This is a genomic window from Spirosoma arcticum, from assembly GCF_054779955.1.
Genome location: NZ_BAAGXG010000020.1, coordinates 72,424 through 94,850, shown reverse-complemented (window position 1 = coordinate 94,850; position 22,427 = coordinate 72,424). Strand labels below are relative to the sequence as shown.

22 protein-coding genes are annotated in these 22,427 nt (G+C 54.5%); 15 read left to right on the top strand and 7 right to left on the bottom strand.

Annotated features, from left to right (window positions below; genetic code table 11):
- Window positions 1-18 precede the first annotated feature (18 nt).
- From ACYVHB_RS28445 to ACYVHB_RS28425, 5 genes are all read left to right on the top strand, one after another.
- A complete protein-coding gene (locus ACYVHB_RS28445; RefSeq protein WP_461055288.1) occupies window positions 19-969 on the top strand; it encodes a sugar phosphate isomerase/epimerase family protein in 951 nt (316 codons plus the stop codon).
- A 66-nt stretch (window positions 970-1,035) separates the two neighbouring features.
- A complete protein-coding gene (gene pyrH, locus ACYVHB_RS28440) occupies window positions 1,036-1,758 on the top strand; it encodes a UMP kinase (RefSeq protein WP_461055287.1) in 723 nt (240 codons plus the stop codon).
- Between the two features lie 62 nt (window positions 1,759-1,820).
- The gene (gene frr, locus ACYVHB_RS28435) at window positions 1,821-2,381 is read left to right on the top strand and encodes a ribosome recycling factor (protein WP_461055286.1); all 561 of its coding nucleotides are present in this window, start codon (window positions 1,821-1,823) and stop codon (window positions 2,379-2,381) included.
- Window positions 2,382-2,402: 21 nt separating this feature from the next.
- Window positions 2,403-2,633: a hypothetical protein gene (locus ACYVHB_RS28430; protein WP_461055285.1), complete on the top strand. Its 231-nt coding sequence runs from the start codon at window positions 2,403-2,405 to the stop codon at window positions 2,631-2,633.
- A gap of 107 nt (window positions 2,634-2,740) precedes the next feature.
- Window positions 2,741-5,356 (top strand): hypothetical protein, encoded by a 2,616-nt coding sequence (locus ACYVHB_RS28425; protein WP_461055284.1) that lies wholly within the window; start codon window positions 2,741-2,743, stop codon window positions 5,354-5,356.
- Window positions 5,357-5,482: 126 nt separating this feature from the next.
- Here ACYVHB_RS28425 and ACYVHB_RS28420 read toward each other — a convergent pair whose 3' ends face one another.
- Window positions 5,483-5,623, bottom strand: coding sequence for a 30S ribosomal protein THX (locus ACYVHB_RS28420; protein ID WP_461055283.1), 141 nt, complete (start codon window positions 5,621-5,623; stop codon window positions 5,483-5,485).
- 124 nt (window positions 5,624-5,747) lie between these two features.
- On the opposite strand from ACYVHB_RS28420, the gene ACYVHB_RS28415 reads away from it, so the two are divergent.
- Window positions 5,748-7,124 (top strand): ethanolamine ammonia-lyase subunit EutB, encoded by a 1,377-nt coding sequence (locus tag ACYVHB_RS28415; protein WP_461055294.1) that lies wholly within the window; start codon window positions 5,748-5,750, stop codon window positions 7,122-7,124.
- 18 nt (window positions 7,125-7,142) lie between these two features.
- Here ACYVHB_RS28415 and ACYVHB_RS28410 read toward each other — a convergent pair whose 3' ends face one another.
- The 5 genes from ACYVHB_RS28410 to ACYVHB_RS28390 all read right to left on the bottom strand — a co-directional run bounded on the left by ACYVHB_RS28410 (window position 7,143) and on the right by ACYVHB_RS28390 (window position 12,496).
- On the bottom strand, window positions 7,143-7,682 hold the full coding sequence (locus ACYVHB_RS28410) for a hypothetical protein (RefSeq protein WP_461055282.1): 540 nt from the start codon (window positions 7,680-7,682) through the stop codon (window positions 7,143-7,145).
- A gap of 137 nt (window positions 7,683-7,819) precedes the next feature.
- Window positions 7,820-8,827: a glycoside hydrolase family 43 protein gene (locus tag ACYVHB_RS28405; RefSeq protein ID WP_461055281.1), complete on the bottom strand. Its 1,008-nt coding sequence runs from the start codon at window positions 8,825-8,827 to the stop codon at window positions 7,820-7,822.
- Window positions 8,828-8,932: 105 nt separating this feature from the next.
- On the bottom strand, window positions 8,933-9,928 hold the full coding sequence (gene bioB / locus ACYVHB_RS28400) for a biotin synthase BioB (RefSeq protein WP_461055280.1): 996 nt from the start codon (window positions 9,926-9,928) through the stop codon (window positions 8,933-8,935).
- Window positions 9,929-9,992: 64 nt separating this feature from the next.
- Complete coding sequence (locus ACYVHB_RS28395; protein WP_461055279.1) at window positions 9,993-11,186, bottom strand: acyltransferase family protein; 1,194 nt, start codon at window positions 11,184-11,186, stop codon at window positions 9,993-9,995.
- 104 nt (window positions 11,187-11,290) lie between these two features.
- Window positions 11,291-12,496 (bottom strand): helix-turn-helix transcriptional regulator, encoded by a 1,206-nt coding sequence (locus ACYVHB_RS28390; protein WP_461055278.1) that lies wholly within the window; start codon window positions 12,494-12,496, stop codon window positions 11,291-11,293.
- A 394-nt stretch (window positions 12,497-12,890) separates the two neighbouring features.
- On the opposite strand from ACYVHB_RS28390, the gene ACYVHB_RS28385 reads away from it, so the two are divergent.
- The 4 genes from ACYVHB_RS28385 to ACYVHB_RS28370 all read left to right on the top strand — a co-directional run bounded on the left by ACYVHB_RS28385 (window position 12,891) and on the right by ACYVHB_RS28370 (window position 16,882).
- Window positions 12,891-13,925 (top strand): glutamine synthetase beta-grasp domain-containing protein, encoded by a 1,035-nt coding sequence (locus ACYVHB_RS28385; protein WP_461055277.1) that lies wholly within the window; start codon window positions 12,891-12,893, stop codon window positions 13,923-13,925.
- 194 nt (window positions 13,926-14,119) lie between these two features.
- Window positions 14,120-16,309, top strand: coding sequence for a glutamine synthetase III family protein (locus ACYVHB_RS28380; RefSeq protein ID WP_461055276.1), 2,190 nt, complete (start codon window positions 14,120-14,122; stop codon window positions 16,307-16,309).
- A gap of 10 nt (window positions 16,310-16,319) precedes the next feature.
- Entirely contained in the window at window positions 16,320-16,517 is a 198-nt protein-coding gene (locus ACYVHB_RS28375) for a hypothetical protein (protein WP_461055275.1), read from the top strand.
- Complete coding sequence (locus ACYVHB_RS28370) at window positions 16,508-16,882, top strand: hypothetical protein (protein WP_461055274.1); 375 nt, start codon at window positions 16,508-16,510, stop codon at window positions 16,880-16,882. The genes ACYVHB_RS28375 and ACYVHB_RS28370 overlap by 10 nt, the downstream gene beginning before the upstream one ends.
- A gap of 180 nt (window positions 16,883-17,062) precedes the next feature.
- Here ACYVHB_RS28370 and ACYVHB_RS28365 read toward each other — a convergent pair whose 3' ends face one another.
- On the bottom strand, window positions 17,063-17,707 hold the full coding sequence (locus ACYVHB_RS28365; RefSeq protein WP_461055273.1) for a carbonic anhydrase: 645 nt from the start codon (window positions 17,705-17,707) through the stop codon (window positions 17,063-17,065).
- Window positions 17,708-17,893: 186 nt separating this feature from the next.
- Between ACYVHB_RS28365 and ACYVHB_RS28360 the strand changes: the two genes are divergently transcribed.
- From ACYVHB_RS28360 to ACYVHB_RS28340, 5 genes are all read left to right on the top strand, one after another.
- Window positions 17,894-19,081, top strand: a complete 1,188-nt coding sequence (locus ACYVHB_RS28360) for a M28 family metallopeptidase (protein WP_461055272.1) — start codon at window positions 17,894-17,896, stop codon at window positions 19,079-19,081.
- Window positions 19,082-19,181: 100 nt separating this feature from the next.
- Window positions 19,182-19,742: a hypothetical protein gene (locus ACYVHB_RS28355; protein ID WP_461055271.1), complete on the top strand. Its 561-nt coding sequence runs from the start codon at window positions 19,182-19,184 to the stop codon at window positions 19,740-19,742.
- Window positions 19,743-19,830: 88 nt separating this feature from the next.
- On the top strand, window positions 19,831-20,673 hold the full coding sequence (locus ACYVHB_RS28350) for an AAA family ATPase (protein WP_461055270.1): 843 nt from the start codon (window positions 19,831-19,833) through the stop codon (window positions 20,671-20,673).
- A gap of 67 nt (window positions 20,674-20,740) precedes the next feature.
- The gene (locus tag ACYVHB_RS28345; RefSeq protein ID WP_461055269.1) at window positions 20,741-21,943 is read left to right on the top strand and encodes a vWA domain-containing protein; all 1,203 of its coding nucleotides are present in this window, start codon (window positions 20,741-20,743) and stop codon (window positions 21,941-21,943) included.
- An 11-nt stretch (window positions 21,944-21,954) separates the two neighbouring features.
- Window positions 21,955-22,425, top strand: a complete 471-nt coding sequence (locus ACYVHB_RS28340; protein ID WP_461055268.1) for a pyrophosphohydrolase domain-containing protein — start codon at window positions 21,955-21,957, stop codon at window positions 22,423-22,425.
- The last annotated feature ends 2 nt before the right edge of the window (window positions 22,426-22,427 follow it).

Sequence of the window (22,427 nt, the reverse complement as noted above, 5' to 3'; positions counted from 1 at the left end):
ATAGTGCTTTCGTAAGGTATGGAACCACTGCCTTCACGCCGGAATTTTCTGAAACAGACGATGGCCCTCGGCGCACTGCCGCTGTTACCGACTACACGGCTTGATTTAGCGAACGCAACGGACAACCCCTTCCCCGACGTCCATATTTTCTCGAAACACCTCCAGTTCCTGAATTACGCCGACATGGCCGATGCGGCCGTCAGTATGGGGTTCAACGGTGTTGACCTCACCGTCCGTCCCGATGGTCACGTACTGCCCGACCGCGTGGAAGACGATCTACCCAAAGCCGTTGATGCGCTCAAAAAAGTCGGCTTCGTACCCAACATGCTGACAACGGCCGTGGGTGATGCGACCAATGACACCGACATACGAGTGCTGAAAACAGCGTCGAAACTCGGCTTCCAGCGTTACCGGATGAACTGGTATCGGTATGATCCGAAACAGGCCATGACCGATTCCATCCAGCGTTTTCAGGGGCAACTACAGGCGCTGGGCGAGTTGAACAAAACCTTGAACCTGACGGGCTGCTACCAGAACCATGCGGGTTTGCTGGTGGGCGCATCCGTTTGGGAATCCCACGAAATGCTCAAAACCGCCGACCCAGCCCACATGGGCGTTCAGTACGACATCCGGCACGCCACCGTCGAAGGAGGTCTCTCGTGGTCGAATGGCCTGCGGCTGCTTCAGCCCCGCATCAAATCCATTGCGCTTAAAGATTTCCACTGGAGTAAGAAAGACGGGGTATGGACCGTGCAAAACGTGCCCATTGGCGAGGGCATGGTCGATTTCAACGCGTACTTCCGGCTGTTGAAGCAGGCCAACGTGCGGGTGCCGGTGTCGCTACACGTTGAATACCCGATGGGCGGAGCCGAACACGGAGCGACCAAATTGTCTATTCCGCAAAACGAGTTGTTCGCGGCTACGAAACGGGATCTAAACCGCTTAAAGCAACTCTGGGCAGCGGCCTGATTTAGTGTCGGCTTCCAGCCCGTCCCTTTTTTCTTCTATCTTTGCCCCCGCAAAAAACACCCCCGCATGACATCATCGACTTATAAACGAATCCTGCTCAAACTGAGTGGGGAGGCATTGGCCGGGCCTAACGGCTACAACATTGAACCCGCTGTGCTCGAACAGTACAGTTTAGAAATCAAGCAGGTTGTCGACATGGGCGTTGAGGTCGCCATCGTCATCGGCGGGGGTAACATCTTCCGGGGCGTTTCGGGCGAGAAATCAGGCATCGACCGCGTTCAGGGCGACTACATGGGGATGCTGGCAACGGTCATCAACGCAATGGCCCTGCAAAGTTCGTTCGAGAAGCACGGCATGTACACCCGCGTGATGTCGGCCATCAAAATGGAGCAGGTCTGCGAACCCTACGTGCGTCGGCGGGCGGTGCGCCATCTCGAAAAAGGCCGTGTCGTCATTTTTGCCGCCGGAACGGGCAGTCCCTACTTCACCACCGACACCACGGCCAGCCTGCGGGCTATCGAAATTGAAGCCGACGTGGTGCTCAAAGGCACCAAAGTCGACGGTGTGTACACGGCCGACCCGATGAAAGACAAAACGGCGACGCGCTACAGAAAAATTTCGTTTGAAGATGTCTACGAAAAGAAGCTGAACGTTATGGACCTGACGGCCTTCACGCTTTGTCAGGAAAATAACCTGCCCATCATCGTTTTTAACATGAACAAACCGGGCAGTTTACTCCGGGTTGTGCAGGGCGACGAAGATACAGGCACGTTGATTACGTCGAAATAGGACTGTTTTTTATCATGCTTACTTCCGCTCCGGCGTACCGGTCAGCATAACAAACAACGAACATGGAAGAAATCGAGCTATACCTCGACGATGCAAAAGACACGATGGAAAAGGCCCTCAAGCACCTGTCCATCGAACTGACTAAAATCCGCGCCGGGAAGGCCAACGCCGGGATGCTCGACGGCATTCAGGTCGAGTACTACGGATCGCCGACGCCGTTGGTGCAGATCGCGGCCGTCAACACGCCCGACGCCCGTACCCTCGTGATCAAGCCCTTCGAGAAAAAGCTGATCGGCGAAGTCGAGAAGTCCATCCGCAACTCCAACCTCGGCCTGAATCCCAACAACGACGGCGAGCAGATCCGGCTCAGCATCCCACCCCTGACCGAAGATCGTCGGCGTGACCTTGTCAAAAAAGTGAAGCAGGAGGTGGAAGTGGCCAAAGTAAACGTCCGCAACATCCGCAAGGACACCAACGACGACATCCGCAAACTGACCAAAGACGGCGTATCGGAAGATGCCGTGAAAGTAGGCGAAGAGCGTGTCCAGAAACTTACCGACGCCTTCATTTCCCGCATCGACGAGACGTTCGTGGCGAAGGAAAAAGATATTCTGGTGGTGTAGTATGCACCTAAACGAGTTTACATGAAAAACATAAAACTGCTGTTGGTCGTCGCCGTTGGGCTAATGGCCTGCGAAGGCGGCACCTTAAGGAAACGCAACTGCAAATCCTGCGAGACGCTTACGCAGGGGCCACAACAGGCCCAGCCAAGCCGAATTACCAATCGAATCTGTGGCGACGATCAGGTGTCGGCCCACATCACGGCCAACACCTTCAGCAACGCCAGCCTGACGGTGGTGACGACGTGTAAGTAGAGCCCGCACCGGCGGACCGGCATCCCCTTGCGGCTGATCACCCGAATGGATTAGCTGACGCAAACCAGCCGCAAAATATTGCGTCTCTACATTCTACCTTTGTCCTTATGAACCAACCTACCCTCTTCCAGCACCTGCGTCCGCACCTGATTGCCGTGCTGGGGCTGCTCGTGCTGGCCATGATCTATTTTTCGCCGGTGATGTCGGGCAAAACGTTGTCCATGGCCGACGTGCAGCAGGCGTCGGCGTCGGCACAGGAAATCCGCGAAATCACGAAGGCCACGGGCGAAAAACCCCTCTGGACCGACGCCGTGTTTAGTGGAATGCCGGGTTACATGATCGACTTCGATTACCCGAATATCTTCGTTTACAAAGTCGTGATGGCTGCTATTAACCTGTTGCCCCACACGGTAAGCCTCGTATTCGTGGTCATGCTGTGCGCCTACCTGCTGCTCGTGGTGCTGGGCTGCAATGCGTGGCTGGCAGCGCTGGGCGCGGCTGCGTACGGCTTCGGTACGTTCGGGATTGTCAGCTTAGAAGCGGGTCACGTGTCCAAACTCTACGCCATGGGTTTCGGGGCGGGTATGCTGGCGGGCATCGTGCTGGTGCTGCGCGGTCGTTACTGGCTTGGCGCGGCCCTGACGGGATTATTCGGGTGCATGGAACTCGGCGCCAACCATATTCAGATCACGTATTACCTGTTCATGACCATCGGTCTGTACATCCTCATCGAAGGCATTGCGCTGGTGCGGGCGGGCAAAGCCCGGCAGTTGGCGCTGGGGCTGGCGACGCTGGCCGTGGTCGGCGTGGTGGCGGCCGGGAGCTTCGGTAAGCGGCTCTTGGTACTCAATCAATACACGAAAGAAACCATTCGCGGCACCTCGGAACTGACCGCAAAAACAACCAATTCTGACGGTAAAGCGTCCGGTAGTACGTCGGACAGTGGATTAGATAAGGATTACGCGTTTAGCTACAGTTATGGCAAGGCCGAGACGCTGACGCTCCTCATTCCCAACGCGTTTGGGGGAGCATCGGGCGGGGGACTGTCGACGGATTCGGAATTCTACAAAGCGTTACTGGGCAAAGGTCTCGACCCGGCGCAGGCCAAGCAGTTTGTCGAACTCGGCGCACCGGCTTACTGGGGCGATCAGTTGATGGTGGGTGGTCCGGCCTATGCGGGCGCGGCCCTGCTGTTTTTGTTCGTGCTGGGCATGTTTGTCATCCGGGGGCACATTCGCTGGTGGCTGCTGAGCGCGGCCGGACTGATGATCGTGCTGGCGTGGGGCAAAAACTTCGCGGGTGTCAACTATTTTCTGTTCGATTACCTGCCGTACTTGAACAAGTTTCGGGCGATGACGATGGCGCTGTGTCTGGCGCAGTTGTTTATCGGGGCCGGTGCAGCACTGGCAGTGCAGTCCATCGTGAGCCAGAAGCTGACGCTGGCCCAACTGAAGCAACCCCTATTCATCAGTCTCGGCCTGACGGCGGGCGTAGCCCTCGTGCTGGCCGTGGTGGGCGGTGCCTTATTTAAGTTTCAGGGGCCTGCCGACCTCGACCGGCTATCTTCATATTTCGGCGAAGCGGCTAAAGAATTTCAAACTGCGCTCATTAGTGACCGGCAAAGTCTGCTGCGGAGCGATGCCTTCCGGTCGGTCATTCTGATTTTGCTGACGGCTGGGGCGGTATGGGCATTCGTGACGAATAAAATCAAACCCATTGTCTTCTACCCGGTGCTGCTGGCGATTGTGCTGTTCGATCTATTCGGGGTCGACAAGCGGTTCCTGAACAACACCGACTTCATCTCAAAAACGCAGGCATCCCAAATTTTCGAGCCGACACCCGCCGATGAGCAGATTTTGGCGGATAAGACCCCCGGCTACCGCGTGTTCGACCAGACGGTTGACTTTATGAACAGCAACCGGACGTCGTATTTCCACCGGTCCATTGGCGGCTACCACGCGGCCAAGCTGCGCCGGTATCAGGAGTTGGTGTCGTATGCTTTCCCAGGTAATATGCTGAACATGCTCAACATGCTGAACGCGAAATACATCATTCAGCAGGGACAACCCGCGCCGGGAGCCGACCCGCAGCAACAACAGCCCACAGCACCGGTGGCTCTGCCGAATCCCGAAGTGCTGGGCGCGGCCTGGTTTGTGGGGACGGTGGTGCCGGTGGCCGACGCCGATGCGGAACTGGCCACCATGAAAACGCTGAACCCGCGCGATTCGGCCGTGGTCGATAAACGGTTTACGGCACAATTGGGTGGTTTGCCCACGACGCTGGACCATACCGGCAGCACGATTCAACTGACGAATTACCGACCCGATAAGATGATCTACCAAGCCAACGCCGTACGTGACGGGCTGGTGGTGTTCTCCGAAATTTATTACCGGGGACAGGAAGACTGGCAAACGCTGCTGGACGGCAAGCCAGTCGAGCACCTGCGGGCTAACTACGTACTGCGGGCCATGCGCGTTCCGGCGGGCAAGCACACCATTGAGTTTCGATTCGATCCGCCAGCCGCTAAAATTGGCGATACCATCGATCTGATTTGCAACATATTGCTGATTGCGCTGATCGGTTTCGTGATCTTTCGCGAGGGCCGAAACCGGCGTTCCGAATTTGTGCCCGTTGCTCCCGAACCCGTTGCGCCAACAATTTCAGAGCCAATACCGGTAAAGCCGAAGCCCGCACCCAAACCAACCAAAGCGAAGACGCGCTGATATGAAGACCTGTTCCCCGGCCAGTTCGGTCCTCATTTAGGTCTTATAACAAAGCAGATGAGTCCCGGATGATAGTATTGAACGTACTATCATCCGGAACTCATCTGCTTTGTTGCGTTCCTCTTCTTACGCCTTTTCCTCGGTCGGTTTCGGTTCAGCGGGTTTCGGAACGGGAACGGTCAGGTTACTCGAAGTACGGGGACGGACATTCCCGTAGGAACCCATTGAAATTTTACCTCTGCGCGATTTTATGTCTCCTCTTCCCATAACTTGAAGGTGATTTATTGTCCATTTATCTATGAACTTTCGGTAAGATACGAGAATTAGCCGGGTATTTGACCGTTCAGTGAACATCGTATCTTTACAGACAGCACCGCTTCACTCCTGCTTCATGCCGTACCGCCATACCGTCCGCCAAACAAATTACGTGTTCGACGACCTCAAAACGCTGCTGGCCCGCGCCACACCTTTACGGTCGGGCGATGAGTTGGCGGGCGTAGCAGCCAGGTCGGCCGAGGAGCGGGTAGCCGCTCAGATGGCCCTCGCCGATCTGCCATTGGCCACGTTTCTGAACGAAGCCGTGTTGCCTTACGAGCGGGACGAAGTGACGCGGCTCATCATCGACACCCACGACACTAATGCCTTCGCCCCTATCCGGCACCTGACCGTCGGCGACTTTCGCGATTTTCTGCTGGCCAACACGACGGACACAGAAACACTTAAACACCTACACACTGGATTAGCTCCCGAAATGGTCGCGGCTGTCTCGAAACTGATGCGCAATCAGGATTTAATCACGGTGTCGGCCAAGTGCGAAGTCGTTACAAAGTTCAGAAACACCATCGGGTTGCGCGGACGGCTTAGTACAAGGCTGCAACCCAATCACCCCACCGACGATGCGCGGGGGATCGCGGCCAGTTTGGTCGACGGACTGCTCTACGGATCGGGCGACGCGGTCATCGGCATCAACCCCGCCACCGACCACGTGCAAACGTCCATCCGGCTGCTGGACATGATCGACGCCGTGCGCGAACGGTTCGCCATCCCAACGCAGTCGTGTGTGCTGAGCCACCTGACCACCACCATTCAGGCCATCGAACAGGGCGCACCAGTCGATCTGGCGTTCCAAAGCATTGGTGGCACGGAAGCCGTCAACGCGTCGTTTGGAATAAGCTTAGCGCTGCTGCGCGAAGGCTGGGAAGCGGCCAAATCGCTGAAGCGCGGCACAGTGGGGCAGAACGTGATGTATTTTGAAACGGGGCAGGGCAGTGCGCTCTCGGCCAACGCGCACCACGGCATGGATCAGCAAACCGCCGAAGTGCGGGCTTACGCCGTAGCGCGGGTATTCGAGCCACTATTGGTTAATTCAGTGGTGGGGTTCATTGGACCGGAGTACCTCTACGACAGCAAGCAGATTATCCGCGCCGGACTCGAAGACCACTGCTGCGGAAAACTCCTCGGCTTGCCGATGGGCATGGACGTGTGCTACACCAACCACGCCGAAGCCGACCAGAATGACATGGATACGCTCCTGACGCTGCTGGGCGTAGCGGGCGTCACCTTCATCATGGGCATTCCCGGTGCCGACGACGTAATGCTGCATTACCAGAGCACCAGTTTCCACGACGCATTATACATCCGCGACATCCTCAAACTCCGCCCCGCCCCCGAGTTTGAGGACTGGCTTTTGAAAATGGGCTTGCTGGACGATCAGGGGCGGTTGCTACCCGTTTCGGCGAAGCACCGGCTGCTGGCAGGCATTAGTTGATGTAGCTTGAAAATGCACTCATTCCTGTTTGTAAGAATGAGTGTTTATGGGTGCTATACCCTGTCTGAACAGAACAAGTCCATCCGTAATTATTTCAGCTATCTTTTCTCGTTCGCGGTTAGTCCACATTGGAATGTAATACTCGTTCTCCGGGGTCAGATTGTATATATTGTTCCCGTAAAACAGCTTATCATAAATTTTATCTCTCACTGTAGAGCGCCTTTTCTGATAATCTCTGTTGCCTTTGAAAGGCATATTCAGGGCATAACTCACATCCGTAAAAAGGTTCCATGCAGCAAGCAACTCGTAACAGTCAATGGGTTCGCTGGTGTTCTGAATCCATCGTTCGGCTGCATCTAAATCATGCAAAACGGGCGCTTGATTTTCAATTGAAATATCTTTGGAGAGGGCATATTGCGCTAAAGCCATTTCACTACTAAATACGGGTATTCGTAGATCATCTCTCAAATGAATAGAATCCGGTTCACCACATATCCATATCAGGTATTGATGAATATTATCCAGTTTAAACCAGCAAGCGAAATGGTCCACCTTCATTGATCATCGATCCTTTTCAACCTAATTATTTCAATAGAGAATCATTGTGGCAGGCTCATAAGTTCTTGCCGGTAACCTATCTGTAATCAAGTTTTGAAGCTTTATCTATGACCTGACGGTTCTATAATTTTTTATTATCACTTCAACAGCCGCGCCTGAACCCCTTCCGTCGTGATTTTCACCGGATTAATGTTGCCCTGTGCGTCGAAGGAGAGCCGGTCGATGCAGGTTTCGCGGTGATTGCCGTCGGTTTCGGTGAGAGGTCGGCGGTGGTAAACGATGTACCACTCGTCCGTGCCGGGAATCTGAATCATCGAGTGATGACCCGCGCCCCTTGCCACGGCGGGGTCTTGTTGCAGAATTTTACCGACGCGTTCAAACGGGCCAAATGGGGATTTTGCCACTGCATACGCCACCGAATAATCGGGACCCGTCCAGCCGCCCTCCGACCACATGAAGTAGTATTTGCCGTTACGGATAAACATCACCGGCCCTTCGGTATAGCCTTTGGGCGTGATTTCTTGAAACGTGGTGCCATCCGCAAACGGAATAAAGCCGGTGAAATCGTCTTTTAGCCGGGCAATGTTGCAGTGCCCCCAGCCGCCGTAAATGAGGTAATACGCCCCGTCCTGATCCTTGAAAACGAACTGGTCAATGGGTTGTGCGCCGTTGTGAATCTGACCCACGAGCGGCTTCCCTAAGTAGTCGCGGAACGGTCCGGCGGGGTTATTGGCAACGGCGACGCCAATGCCCCCCACTTCTTTCTTATCATCGTGAATATCGTTGGCTCCGAAGAACAAAAAATATTTACCGCCTTTTTCGATGACGGCCGGTGCCCACAGTGCCCGCTTCACCCAGCGCACAGCCGTTGTGTCCACGATACGCGGGTGTTTGGTCCAGTTGACAAGGTCGGGCGACGAAAACGCGTCCAGATGCACCTGCTCGTTGTACGGAGCTGAATACGTCGGATAAATCCAATATTTATTATTGAAAATAACACCTTCGGGGTCAGCGTACCAGCCTTTGAGCACGGGATTCCCCGATGTGGCAGATGGCTTTGTCGTTGGCGCGGGGCTTTGGGCAAAAGCGCTGATTGAAACCAGAATTGTGGCAAATGTGCCGAAAAAACGTTTTGGGGTTGGCATGGCTTGGTTGTGTATCCTGGACGGCCACGTCCGGGCGTGAAGATGCGAAACTGGCTTTTCCCGCCCGGACATGGCCGTCGAGGATACATACACTAACAGGATACCTTAAACTGGAATTTGCTCGAACACCACACTCGGCTGATCGGCGTTTTTGAACGCTTTGCGGGGGCGGATGTTGAGCGTCTGAAATAGTTGCCCGTCGAGGTCTTCGCCGGGGTTGGGCGTGGTGAGAAGTTTGTCACCCGCGAAGATCGAGTTGGCCCCAGCCAGGAAGCACAGCGCCTGCTCTTCGGTATTCATTCGGACCCGCCCCGCCGACAGGCGCACCATCGCTTTTGGCATGATGATCCGGGCGGTGGCAATCATCCTGATCATTTCCCACACCGATACGCGCGGCTGGTCTTCCAACGGCGTTCCTTCCACCGGCACGAGCGCGTTGACCGGCACCGATTCGGGGTGCTGCGGCAGCGTGGCTAAGGTGTGCAACATCCCGATGCGGTCCCCGTCCGATTCGCCCATGCCGATGATGCCGCCCGAACAAACCGATATACCAGCTTTGCGGGCATGGCTGAGCGTATCTAACCGGTCGTCGTAAGTGCGGGTGGTAATAATGTCGCCGTAGAACTCTTCGCTCGTGTCGAGGTTGTGGTTGTAGGCATACAGCCCGGCGTCTTTCAACTTCTGCGCCTGGCTTTCGGTGAGCATTCCGAGCGTGCAGCACACTTCCAGACCCAGTTCATTCACGCCCTGCACCATGTCGAGCACCTTGTCGAAGTCGCGGTTGTCGCGCACTTCGCGCCAGGCCGCGCCCATGCAAAAGCGCGTGCTGCCGGTATCTTTAGCCCGTTGCGCGGCCGTCAGCACTTCATCCACCTCCAGTAGCTTATGCACGGTTACGGCGGTGTGGTAGCGGGCGGCCTGCGGGCAATAGGCGCAGTCTTCGGGGCAGCCGCCCGTCTTCACCGACAGCAGCGTACAGACCTGCACCTCCTGCGGGTCGTGGTGCTGCCGGTGAACGGTAGCGGCCCGGTACATTAGGTCTAAAACGGGGGAGTTGTAGATATCCGCGATTTCGGCGCGGGTCCAGTCGGTACGAAGCATGAAATTGGTCGGGGTAATTATCCCGGTATGGGGTAAAAATAGAGTCTCCCGCACAAACGGACAACTATTTCACCCCAAACAACACCCGCGTCAGCTTGAACGGCCGAATGAGTAACAGGTACAGCGTAACGCAAACGACTAATGTTGACAGACTTACTACCAGAAAACCATCATAAATTCCTAAACTGGTTTGGGTCAACACATAATATCCAATGAGGACGATAACCGTTTGGTGCAGGATGTAAAACGGATAAACAGCTTCGTTCAGGTGCTTGAGAACTGGCTTGTTAACATTCAGATACCGGTAGCCGTACCCAATCGTCATCAGCACCGAAAACCACATCAGGCAGTCGCTATTGATGGTGTACAGCAGATTGAGCCAACCGGTGTTATCAATGATTTCCTCGTCCCAAATAGCCCGTGAACCGTACAGCAGAACCGTGCAGAGCAGTGTTCCAACTAAGAAAAAGCGTCGCTGATTGGTGAGCGTTTGCCAGAACAACGGGCGGCTGATGAGCAGATAGCCCAGCCAGAAGAGCAATAAATTTTTGACAAAGTACGCCCAGTCATCGGTCAGGCCGTGCGTCTCGTCGGGGAAGAACGGTTTGAGAATGAGTTGACTACAAAGGATAAGGGCAAAACCAACGTAAAATGCCCCGCCCTTTCGAGAAATCAACTGACCAAACCAATCCGTGAACCGCTGCCCGCTATCGCTCTTCAACCACCGAAACACCGGAATACTCAGCAGCGAATAGAAAAACAAATAGCAGATGAACCACAGGTGGTGCCAGCTAAACGCTCCGCCCGTGCCGCCATCTTCGTACGGCTGGAACCCAAATACGTTCGGATAAAATTGGGCGTAGCTGCCCGTAAACCGGCCCCGAAACAGCCATTCGATATAAATCTGGGGCGGCACGATCACGAACATCCCGAACACAAGCGGTATGAACAGCCGCCGGACGCGCTCCCCGGCATAGGAGCCGAATGTGCGTTTTTTTAGGGCGAAGAACGTACCCGCGCCCGAAATAAAGAACAACAGTGGCATCCGCCAGCGGTGCAGCCAGCGCATCACTTCTTCCATCGGCTGGCTGTGTTCATCGCTCTTGATGTGCCAGCCCCACGACACGTAAATCATACCGGTATGGTAGAACAGCAGCGTCAGAATGGCAATGACGCGCAGCCAGTCGAGGTCGTAGCGTCTTGTGCTCAGGGCTGGAGATTCGGGACCGGGGGTTGTGGATAGCCGGGTTGGCTGCATAACCTTGTTCGTTTGGTTTATGGCCCAAAAATGGCCTGCCAAAACCCTAAACCCCCTATGTCCCGACAACGACGAAGTTCGCGCCGACCGGGACGAAGTTGCATCTACCCCAGCCGCGCCGGTTTTGCGCCGGTCGATTCCCGAAACTGAGCCGGGGTTTGGTTCGTCAGGCGCTTGAAAGCCGTGTGAAAAGCCGACGTTGAATTATAACCGACCCGCTCCGCAATCTCCTCGATCTTGAGATGGGACGTCGTGGGATTCTGCAACAGACGCTGTGCTTCGGCGGTGCGGTGGGTAGCCAGCCAGTCGAAAAAGGTCAATCCGAGCCGGTCGTTGAGCAGTTGCGAAAGGTGATGCGGACTGGTATCGAGCTGCCCGGCCAGTTTAGGCAACGAAAGATCGCTTTGCAAGTGTGGCTTCTCGGTTTCGAGCAGGCGGGCTAAACGGGTCAGCACCGCATCTTCAACCTCCTCCGATAGCGATGATTTTTCGTATTTCTTTTTTAATTCAACGGGCAGTTCAGGTTCCGGTTGTTCGGGTAGCACGATGGCGGATGAATCGGCAAAGAACGAAGAGCCGCGCATAACCAGAAAACTGGTTGCGTAAATCGTGACGGCCATGTACGTTGCCAGCAAATAGTCGCCGAGGTCCTCATAAAACTGAGGCTTCACGAGGACAATTAACAGGGGAACCAGCGCAAATAGCCAACTCAACAGGCGCAGCGCATCCCGATTAGCCGACAGTCGAAACCGGGCATCCCGGCGGCTGGCGTTTCGGATCAGCAGCAAGGCCAGCCCGGCATACACTACGCAACTCAGCAAGGTCAGTTCATTGATAAAAGGCCGCACGCCCGTAAAATCTTCTGCCCAATACGGCTGGGACGGAATGAGCGGCAATTCAGGATGGAGCGAGTCAACGTAGGAGTTGTACTTAAATTCGATGGGTTGATACAACCATGTCAGGGCATTAACGAGCCAGATGCCAAACGGCAGCAAATGCCAGCCCCAGCGATGCGGCAATTGGTGCCGGACGCGGCTGAAAACGAAAAAGTAGAACAGCGGACCCAGTACAAAATTGACTGGTTCGGCTACATCGACCAACCACAACACGCGGAACATGTAGTTAGTGTAGTTCAGGAATATTTCGGCACTGACGGCTGATAAAGCCAGCATAAACCAGCCCAAACAGCGGTTCGCTACACGCTGGCCCCGCTTGCCGGTGAGGAAAAACGCACCCAGGAAAACGCCCTGCGCCACCCCCAGCAGGATGACCAAGGCAAATATGTCAAGATGTACAGGAAGTATCTGCATCAAAAACCAACTATTGCGCCCGCCAAGGTACTAAAAAACAAGGTAGTGGATTCATCTCAAAAACGCCGATTTATTGACCAAATCTGCACTCTACCGTACAACGAATATGCCTAATCGTCGGTTAAAAACTGCCTGTTTTCAGTATGAATTGAAGCGAAAAATACTCTCACTTAGCTGAACAGTCAATAAATAACTTCATGCGAAATGCCCACTAATTTTGTAGAATATATGGTTATTTGTGCACTCAGCAAATTTTAATTATAATAATTCCACAAAATCAATACGATATAAGGCAAAACAGCCTTTGCACCTCTATAAGTTATTGGTCTCCTACATTATATTTGTTGAACGTATTGCAATAAAACCCAAATCCAGTTCAATCCACTGTACAATCATGGCAAAATCGAAGTTAGAGTACATTTGGCTCGATGGCTACAAGCCCACCCAAAGCCTGCGTTCCAAAACAAAAATCGAAGCTGATTTCTCCGGTAATCTTGAAGACTGCCCCGTTTGGTCATTCGATGGCTCTTCAACCGAACAAGCCGAAGGAGGTCGGTCGGACTGTTTACTGAAGCCCGTTTATATTTGCCCCGATCCGCAGCGTAAAAGCGCGTTTCTGGTCATGTGCGAAGTGATGAACGCCGACGGAACGCCCCACCCCACCAACGGCCGCGCCACAATTGAAGACGACGACAATGATTTCTGGTTTGGTTTTGAGCAGGAGTATTTCCTGTGGGATGCTGAAACAGACAAGCCGCTGGGCTTTCCGGTTGAAGGCTTCCCAAGTCGTCCGCAGGGACCGTATTATTGCTCCGTCGGGGCAAACAACGCATTTGGCCGCGACATCGTAGAGGAACACCTCGACGCGTGTTTGGACGCCGGTTTGAACGTGGAAGGCATCAACGCCGAAGTAGCCACGGGGCAGTGGGAATTCCAGATTTTTGCCAAGGGTGCCAAGGATGCTGGTGATCAGATTTGGGTTGCCCGTTACCTGCTGGAGCGCATTGGTGAGACCTACGGCGTGTGGATCAACTGGCACTGCAAACCGCTGGGCGACACCGATTGGAACGGCTCTGGTATGCACGCTAATTTCTCGAACTCGGCCCTGCGCACGGCGGGCAACAAAGACACCTACGACACCATCTGCCAGGCCTTCGCCCCCGCCGACATCATCAAAGCGCACATAGCCGTTTACGGTGCTGACAATGAGATGCGCCTGACGGGCAAGCACGAAACGCAGTCCATCGACCAGTTTTCCTACGGCGTCTCGGACCGGGGCGCGTCCATCCGAATTCCCATCGCCACGGTGGAGCGCGGCTGGAAAGGCTGGCTCGAAGACCGGCGTCCCAACTCGGCGGCTGACCCCTACAAAGTAGCCGCTGTCATCATCAAAACCGTGAAATCGGCTGCCGTGATGGAAACGGCTTAAGTGTTTTCAGTATGTGCATGTTTGGGTGTGTATGTCAAACACCTACACACCCAAACACTAAAACACCCAAATACATAACAAAAGCCCGGCTGCGCGAGTAGTCGGGCTTTCTTTTTTAATGCCGGTTGCAACAGGACCCAAAGGCGTGTATGTTTGGTTGAATTTGTGCCAACAAAACCATCCTAAATCCGATCATGTCTAACTTCAGATTCAAAGCCCTCGAAATTGCGCAAAGTCGTCAGGCGATACCGGTAGCCGCCCCGGCCGAGCGCGTTGCCGATTACTTTGGCAGTAATACATTCAACACTGAGGTGATGCGTACGCTGCTCTCACCCGAAGCGTACCTGAAAATTACGGAAGCCATCCAGACCAACGGACAAATCGACCGGGCCATCGCCGACGAAGTGGCCGGGGCCATGAAATCGTGGGCTACGTCTAAAGGAGCCACGCACTACACGCACTGGTTCCAGCCACTGACGGGCGAAACAGCCGAAAAACACGACGCCTTTTTCGACATAACCATCGACGGAAAAGCCATCGAGAAATTCAAGGGCGGGGCGCTCGTGCAGCAGGAGCCGGATGCATCGTCGTTTCCGAGTGGAGGGCTGCGCAACACCTTCGAGGCTCGCGGCTACACCGGCTGGGACCCCTCCTCACCCGCGTTTCTGATCGACAACGGCGCAGGCGGCAAAACGCTCTGCATTCCGTCGGTGTTTATTTCCTACACCGGCGAAGCCCTCGACTACAAAACGCCCCTACTCAAAGCCCTCAACGCCCTCGACAAAGCAGCAACGGCCGTTTGCCAGTACTTCGACCGGAGCATTACGAAAGTGACGCCCACCCTCGGACCGGAGCAGGAATATTTCGTGGTGGACCGCGCCCTGTTCTACGCCCGGCCCGATCTGGTGTTGGCGGGCCGGACGGTCTTTGGCCATTCGCCCGCGCGGGGGCAGCAGTTGGACGACCATTATTTCGGGTCCATTCCGCCCCGCGTCAACGCGTTTATGGTCGATTTTGAGTTCGAAGCCATGAAATTAGGGATGCCCGTTCGAACCCGCCACAACGAAGTAGCACCGGGGCAGTTTGAGGTGGCTCCGACGTTTGAGGAAGTCAACTTAGCCGTCGATCATAATGCGCTGCTGCGCGATTTAATGGACAAAATAGCCGAGAAGCATAACCTGAAAGTGCTTTTTCACGAAAAACCATTCGCGGGAATTAACGGCTCCGGCAAGCACAACAACTGGTCGATGGGGACCAACACGGGCGTTAATCTGCTCGCTCCCAGTTCCAAACCCAAAGAGACGCTGCGGTTCCTGACGTTTCTGGTCAACGTGGTGAAAGCCGTGCACGACAATGCCGATTTACTACGCGGCAGCATCGCGTCGGCGGGCAACGAGTACCGGCTGGGAGCCAACGAAGCGCCCCCGGCCATCATGTCCATTTTTTTGGGCGAGTCGCTGACGCAGGCGCTCAACGACCTCGAAAGCAAGTCGGAGATCACCGTCAACAAAGGTGATAACGTCTACTACAAACTCGGCCTGACGCGCATTCCGAGCCTGATGCGCGACAACACCGACCGCAACCGAACGTCGCCGTTTGCATTTACGGGCAACAAATTCGAGTTTCGGGCGGTGGGCAGTTCAGCTAACTCAGCCTCGACCATGACTGTGCTCAACGCTATCGTGGCCGATCAGCTCAACAACTTCAAAGCCGACCTCGACGGGCGGCTGGCGCGGGGCGAAAAGAAAGAATTAGCCATTGTCGACATCCTGAAAGACTACTACGCGCAGTCCAAACGCATACTGTTCGAGGGCAACGGTTACGCCGACGAGTGGGTGGCGGAGGCCGAACGTCGCGGCCTGTCGAACATCAAATCATCGCCCGAAGCGCTGGCCGTTTATGTGCAGCCGGAAACGCTGGCCCTATTCGAGCGAACGGGCGTGATGAACCACGCCGAAGTAGAGTCGCGTTACGAAATTGAACTGGAGAAATACATCAAAAACGTGCAGATCGAGTCGCGGGTGATGGGCGATCTGGCCATGAACCACGTCGTGTCAACGGCGCTCAAGTACCAGAACAAGTTAGCCGAAACCGCCCGCAACCTCGTGGAATTAGGCATGGCCGACGAAGCCGAACCAATCAAGGCAATATTACGCGAAATTTCGGCCCGCGTCATCGTTATCAAGAAGGGCGTGGAGTCGATGATTGAGAGTCGCAAGCGAGCCAACAACGTCGCTGACACCATCGAAATGGCCACTCTCTACGCTACAGACGTCAAAGACCACTTCGACCCGATTCGCTACGAAGTAGACAAGCTCGAACAAATTGTTGATGACGAGGACTGGCCATTAGTAAAATACCGGGAGTTGCTATTTGTGAAGTAACCCGTTGACTATGGAAAAGAAACGCACGATAACGTTTTACAAGGATTTGAACGAACCGTATGAGCGGATGCTGGAACGCGGGCTACGCGAAACACCCAAAGAGCGCTACCGGGGATTCTTTGCCATGCAGTTCCGGCTCTGGGCGATCAAAGGCTATCCCCATGCCAGTAAACGAACCATCACGGTGAGCAAGCCACCATGGATTTAGAGAACGATGAGTTCAAACCATTCACCGAACACGCCGTACGCAACGACCTGCGGTACATCGCAATTGGTGGCTTTGCCAGGTATCTGAATGGACTGGCCCGGAACACGGAGGATGTCAATATCTGGATTGAACCAACCGCGCTGAACGGGCAGCGTTTCATCAGGACGTTGCTGGGTATGGGGGACACAGATGATGAACTGGACCAGATGAAAGCCCTTGATTTCACGCAGCCGCAAGTGTTCGGGCTAAACAACTACCTCGACATCCTGACCGTTGTTCATCGCAAGTTCAATTTTAGCGAATGCTTTCAGCGTTCACGCTGCGTTCAGAATCAGTACGGCAACACGATTCATTTCTACACTTGAATGATCTTCGTGAACAAGAAATTGTTGCCCGACTCCCACAGGACCTGCGTGACATCGTCATAATTGACGATTTTCTGGAAAAGGCAAAAAAGCAAAACGGCGGAGAATTTGACAGGTGGTGACGATAACCCGGAATAGCTCCGCCGGGAAGCCAAACGCATCAACAGGGCCTGCCAATCCTCAGTCTTTTTCGAAGCGGAGGTCGTAAATAGCACTGACTTTTTCAAACACCTCTTCCATTTTAAGGTCTAAGTCCTTTAGTTGCCCGGTGCGAATGTCGAACACCCAGCCGTGAATCGTCGGCGATCCGGTTTTACGCCACATCCGCTGTACGTGGTCGATTTTCATAATGTTGATGCACTGTTCCCGCACGTTCAGTTCCACCAGCCGGTCGAAGCGCTGCCGCTCATCCGAAATTCCATCCAGTTCGGCGCTGTGCAGGCGATAAACGTCCCGCAGCGTCTGAAGCCAGCTATTTAGTTGGCCCATGTCGCTGGGGTGAAGGGCTGCGTCAATACCCCCACACCCGTAATGACCGCACACAATGATGTGTTTTACCCGCAATTGCTCCACCGCGTACTGAACCACCGCATTGACGTTGTTGTCAGTACTAACAACTAAGTTGGCGATGTTACGATGGACAAATACCTGGCCGGGCTGTAATCCCATCAGGTCTTCGGCGGTAACCCGGCTGTCGGAGCAGCCGATGTAGAGAATGTCGGGGTGCTGGCCCTGCGCTAATTTTTCAAAATACTGCGGGTCAGTCTGCGTTTTTTCAGCTACCCAGTTCCGGTTGTTGTCGAATATTTCGGTGAATAAATCCATTATTGGTACTGATTTGTGTTGGGGGGGAGATGATACTGGTTTTTGAATAAACATCCTTAACTGAATTCGGTTTTCCGGGATTGCAGTTATGGCCCGAAAATTCACGAATTTCGATAATCCGGCAGACGTTTGTCCATAACGTGAACGCAACCTCAAACCGTACCACAATACTACCAATAAAAATCAATGCCAATATCCGTTTCGACAATTCTACGTGATCTTTGCGCCCTGCCGCACCGGGGAGCCGCCACGCCCGAAGGAGCCAAAGCCGCCCGGCTGCTTCAAACGTACCTCTTCGACCTGGGTGCAGAAGTTCGGACGGAACCCTTCCAGACGCCCAAAACCTACGCTACCGTTGTCTACTGGCTCATTGGCGGGTTGCTGGCAGGACTGGCGCTGGTGCCCGTGACGGGCGTAGCGGTTGGCTTTGTCTGGTATTTTGTCGGGCTGGCCTGGCTGTATTTCAACTGGCGGTATTCATTCATCATCAGGTTTCCTGCGCAGTATACGGCGCATAATGTCATTGGCCATTGGCCCGCCCAAACAACCGGCCGGGCCGCGAATGGCCGCGACGTTCGGACCGTGATTCTGATGGCGCACTATGACACCGCTCCCGTATCGCTGCTCTACAGCCCCAAACAGCAGGCGGGTTTTCGGTCGTCGCTGATTGTGTCGCTGGGGTTGATGCTGCTGGCAGCGATGGCGGCTACTCTGGAAGCCGTCGGCGTTGGATTGCCGTACCTGACTTACCTGCGCTACGGACTAATGGTTTATTTTGTGGCGCAGGCGCTCACCGGCACCCTCGGCTACTGGCTTAAAGGATACACCAACGGGGCCAGTGACAACGCCACGGGGGTAGCGGCTGCCCTCGCCACCGCCGACCGGCTTCGGCGGGCCAACCTCCCCAATCTGGCCATCGAGGTTGTGTTGACGAGCGCCGAAGAAGCCGGGATGATCGGGGCGTACTATTACGTGGAAAGGCACAAGAAAACCTGGAATAGACCCCGGACAATGGTTATCAACTTTGATACACTCGGCGCGGGAAAGCTGACGGTAGTGGAACAGACCGGCACCCTTGAAACCCTTCGCTACGACAACGAACCAACCCGATTAGCCCGCACCCTGCTTCAAACCGACGCGTTCCGCGACCAGGCGCAGGTCGGTCGCTGGCATACCGCCGACTTCGACAGCGCCTGGTTTGTTCGCAACAACATTCCCGTGCTGGCCCTGTGTGCGCTGGACGCCAACGGCCGGATGCCCCGCATTCACCAAACCGACGACACCCTTGAGGCCGTTGACCCCACGCCCCTGTACACCGCCATCGACCTGGCCGAAGCGGTGGTGGAGAAATGGAGAAAGGTTAATGCACAATGAATAATAATACGCGGGGCACTTGCCGGTTCAGTATTCATTGTGCATTAACATTCGGGGCCGCCCGCGCGGTTCATTCCTCTACAAACCTTACTTTTGCCCCATGGCAACAAACAAAAATGACGGGTTTGATCCCGAGGAAATCAACGCACTGAAAGACGAATGTCAGCAGGAAGGCAAATCATTTGTGTATGTCGAAGACGACGATCTGGACGTGCTCGAATCCGGCGAATGCGTTCATATTCAGTTCCCGGGCGTATATGAAGGGCAGGAGGTAATCTACGACGCTTTAGTCTACACCCTGCGGCTGCACCACAGCAGTTTAGTGTACGAGATGGCGGTGGGCCAGGTTCAAAAAACCTTTCCAACCTACGTGCCCCCTGAAGATCGTGAGTTGAACTACAAAATCACCCCGGAGATGGAGGAAGAAGCAGAGAGCGCCCTGACCGAAATCATCGAGGAGATTGAGGAAACCGAGACTGTGAAGGTGCAGGAACACATCGAAGTCGACACCGATTTCGATTACGGCATCAGCTTAGACGTATGCCTGAACGTGGAAGAAATCACCGACGAGGTAGTCGAAAAATTCGTCCGCGATTTTAACGCCAACACGCTTTCGCTGGATACCACGCTGTATTCGTTCATGAGTGAGGAGGAAAATTAAATTAATGAATAATGGTTAATGTATAATGCACAATGATGCTGGAGAATTTCATTGTGCATTATACATTAACCATTATTCATTCTTGATTATGAATTTCCAGGGAACCGATACCTACGTTGCTACCCGCGAGTTGAGCACGGCCGTCAACGCGGCTATTCAACTGCAAAAGCCATTGCTCATTAAAGGCGAACCCGGTACCGGTAAAACCCTGCTGGCCTACGAAATTGCGCAGTCGCTGGGAAAGCCACTCTATACATGGCACGTTAAATCGACCACGTCGGCGCATCAGGGCCTGTACGAATACGATGCCGTGTCGCGGCTGCGCGACTCACAATTCGGCTCGGACCGGGTGGGGAACATAGAAAATTACATCCGCAAGGGTCAACTCTGGAAGGCGTTCGAATCCGACGAGCAGGCGGTGCTGCTGATTGACGAAATCGACAAGGCCGACATTGAGTTTCCCAACGATCTGTTGCAGGAACTGGACCGGATGGAGTTTTACTGCTACGAACTACAGCGGACTATTTCGGCAAAGCACCGGCCGGTGGTCATCATCACCTCCAACAACGAGAAAGAACTGCCCGATGCGTTTCTGCGCCGGTGTTTTTTCCATTTTATCCGCTTCCCCGACCGCGAAACGATGCAGCAGATTGTGACGGTGCATTTCCCGGCGTTGCCCCAGGAACTGATGGCGAGGTCGATGTCGGTGTTCTATAGTCTGCGCGACGTAAAGGCGTTCAGGAAGAAACCGTCCACGAGCGAACTCATCGACTGGATTCGGCTATTGCTGGTGGCGGGCGTCACCCACGACGACCTGGCCGAACTCGACGCGCTCAACGAACTCCCGCCCTACCTCGGCTCACTCCTCAAAAACGAGCAGGACACGGATTTGATGATTGCGTTGCGCAAAAAAGGTGGAAGGCCGTATTAATTTAATGATGAACGATGAATGATTTACCTGCTAATCATTCATCGTTCATCATTCATCATTAAAAACCATGTTTTTAGATTTCTTCCTCCTCCTCCGCCAACACGCCCTGCCGGTCACGCTGCCGGAGTACCTGACGCTGCTGTCGGCGCTGCGGAGCGACGTGGGTGGTACGAGCGTTGAGGATTTCTATTTCCTGAGTAAAACGGCCCTCGTTAAACACGAGCAGCACCTCGACCTGTTCGACCGGCTGTTTGGCGAGTACGTTACGGGTAAGCAGTCGGCACCGCCCGAAGCCTTGCCCGACATACCACCCGACTGGCTTCGCGACGCGCTCGAAAGCCAACTGACCGACGAAGAAAAAGCGGAAATAGAAGCCATGGGAGGCTTGGACGCACTCTGGCAACGACTCCGCGAACTGCTCGATGAACAGGACGAACGGCACGAAGGCGGCACCAAATGGATTGGCACCGGAGGAACATCACCGTTTGGTACGAACGGAGCCAATGAACAGGGTTTTAAGATGAAACCGGGCGATGCATCACAAGGCAATCGAACAGCGGCAAAAGTTTGGGAGCAACGGGCCTACAAAAACCTCGACGATAGTCTCGAACTCAACACGCGCAACCTGAAAATGGCCCTGCGTCGACTGCGCATCCTGACCCGCGAGGGCGTAGAGGATGAACTGGATATCGACGGCACCATTGACGGGACGAGCCGCAACGCGGGTTACTTAGACATCAAGATGCAGCCCTCACGCAAAAACCGCGTGAAAGTGCTACTTTTATTCGATGTGGGTGGCTCGATGGATGAACACGTTGAACTGTGTTCGCACCTGTTTTCGGCAGCCCGCTACCAATTTAAGCACCTGGAGTTTATGTACTTCCACAACTGCGTGTACGAAACGCTGTGGAAAGATAACAGTCGTCGCAAAGAGCGGGTCCCGACTTGGGAAGTGCTTCACAAATACAATAAAGACTACAAAGTGATTTTTGTGGGCGACGCGGCCATGTCCCCTTACGAAATCACGTCGGCCAAAGGAAGCGTGGAGCATTACAACCCCGAAGCGGGCATCGTCTGGCTCGACCGGTTCAAGACGCAGTATCCGCATTTGGTCTGGCTGAACCCCAACATAGCCGCTTATTGGCAATACACCCAAAGCACGCAGCTTATCCGCGACTGGTCGGGCAACCGCATGTTCCCGCTAACGCTCAACGGTCTGGAGCAGGCGATGAAGAGTCTCAAGAACCCGAAGGTTACGTTTAAGAACTGACAACCGCACCTATGCAACAACCCGACTCACTCAATCAGGTCGCCGAATTCCACCGCACCTTTCACGCGCCTATTCTAAAAGCGCCCCAAATTCCGTCCGACGCCCGCGCTCAGTTGCGCGTGTCGCTGCTGGCCGAAGAATTAGACGAATTCCGCGAAGCCATTGCCGACGGTGACCTTGTCGCCGTGGCCGACGCGCTTTGCGATTTGCAGTACGTCCTGTCCGGCGCGGTGCTGGAGTTTGGTCTGGGCGATTCGTTTAAGGCGTTGTTCGATGAAGTACAACGCTCCAACATGAGCAAAGCCTGCATGACGGTCGCCGAAGCCGAAGCCACCGTCGCGCAGTACACGGCGAGAGGTGTTCCCTGTCACTACGTCGAGTCGGAGGGCAAGTTCTTAGTCTTCCGCGACGCCGACCACAAAACGCTCAAAAGCGTGAACTACTCCCCAGCTGATCTGGAACGCATTTTAGGTACGAATTAATC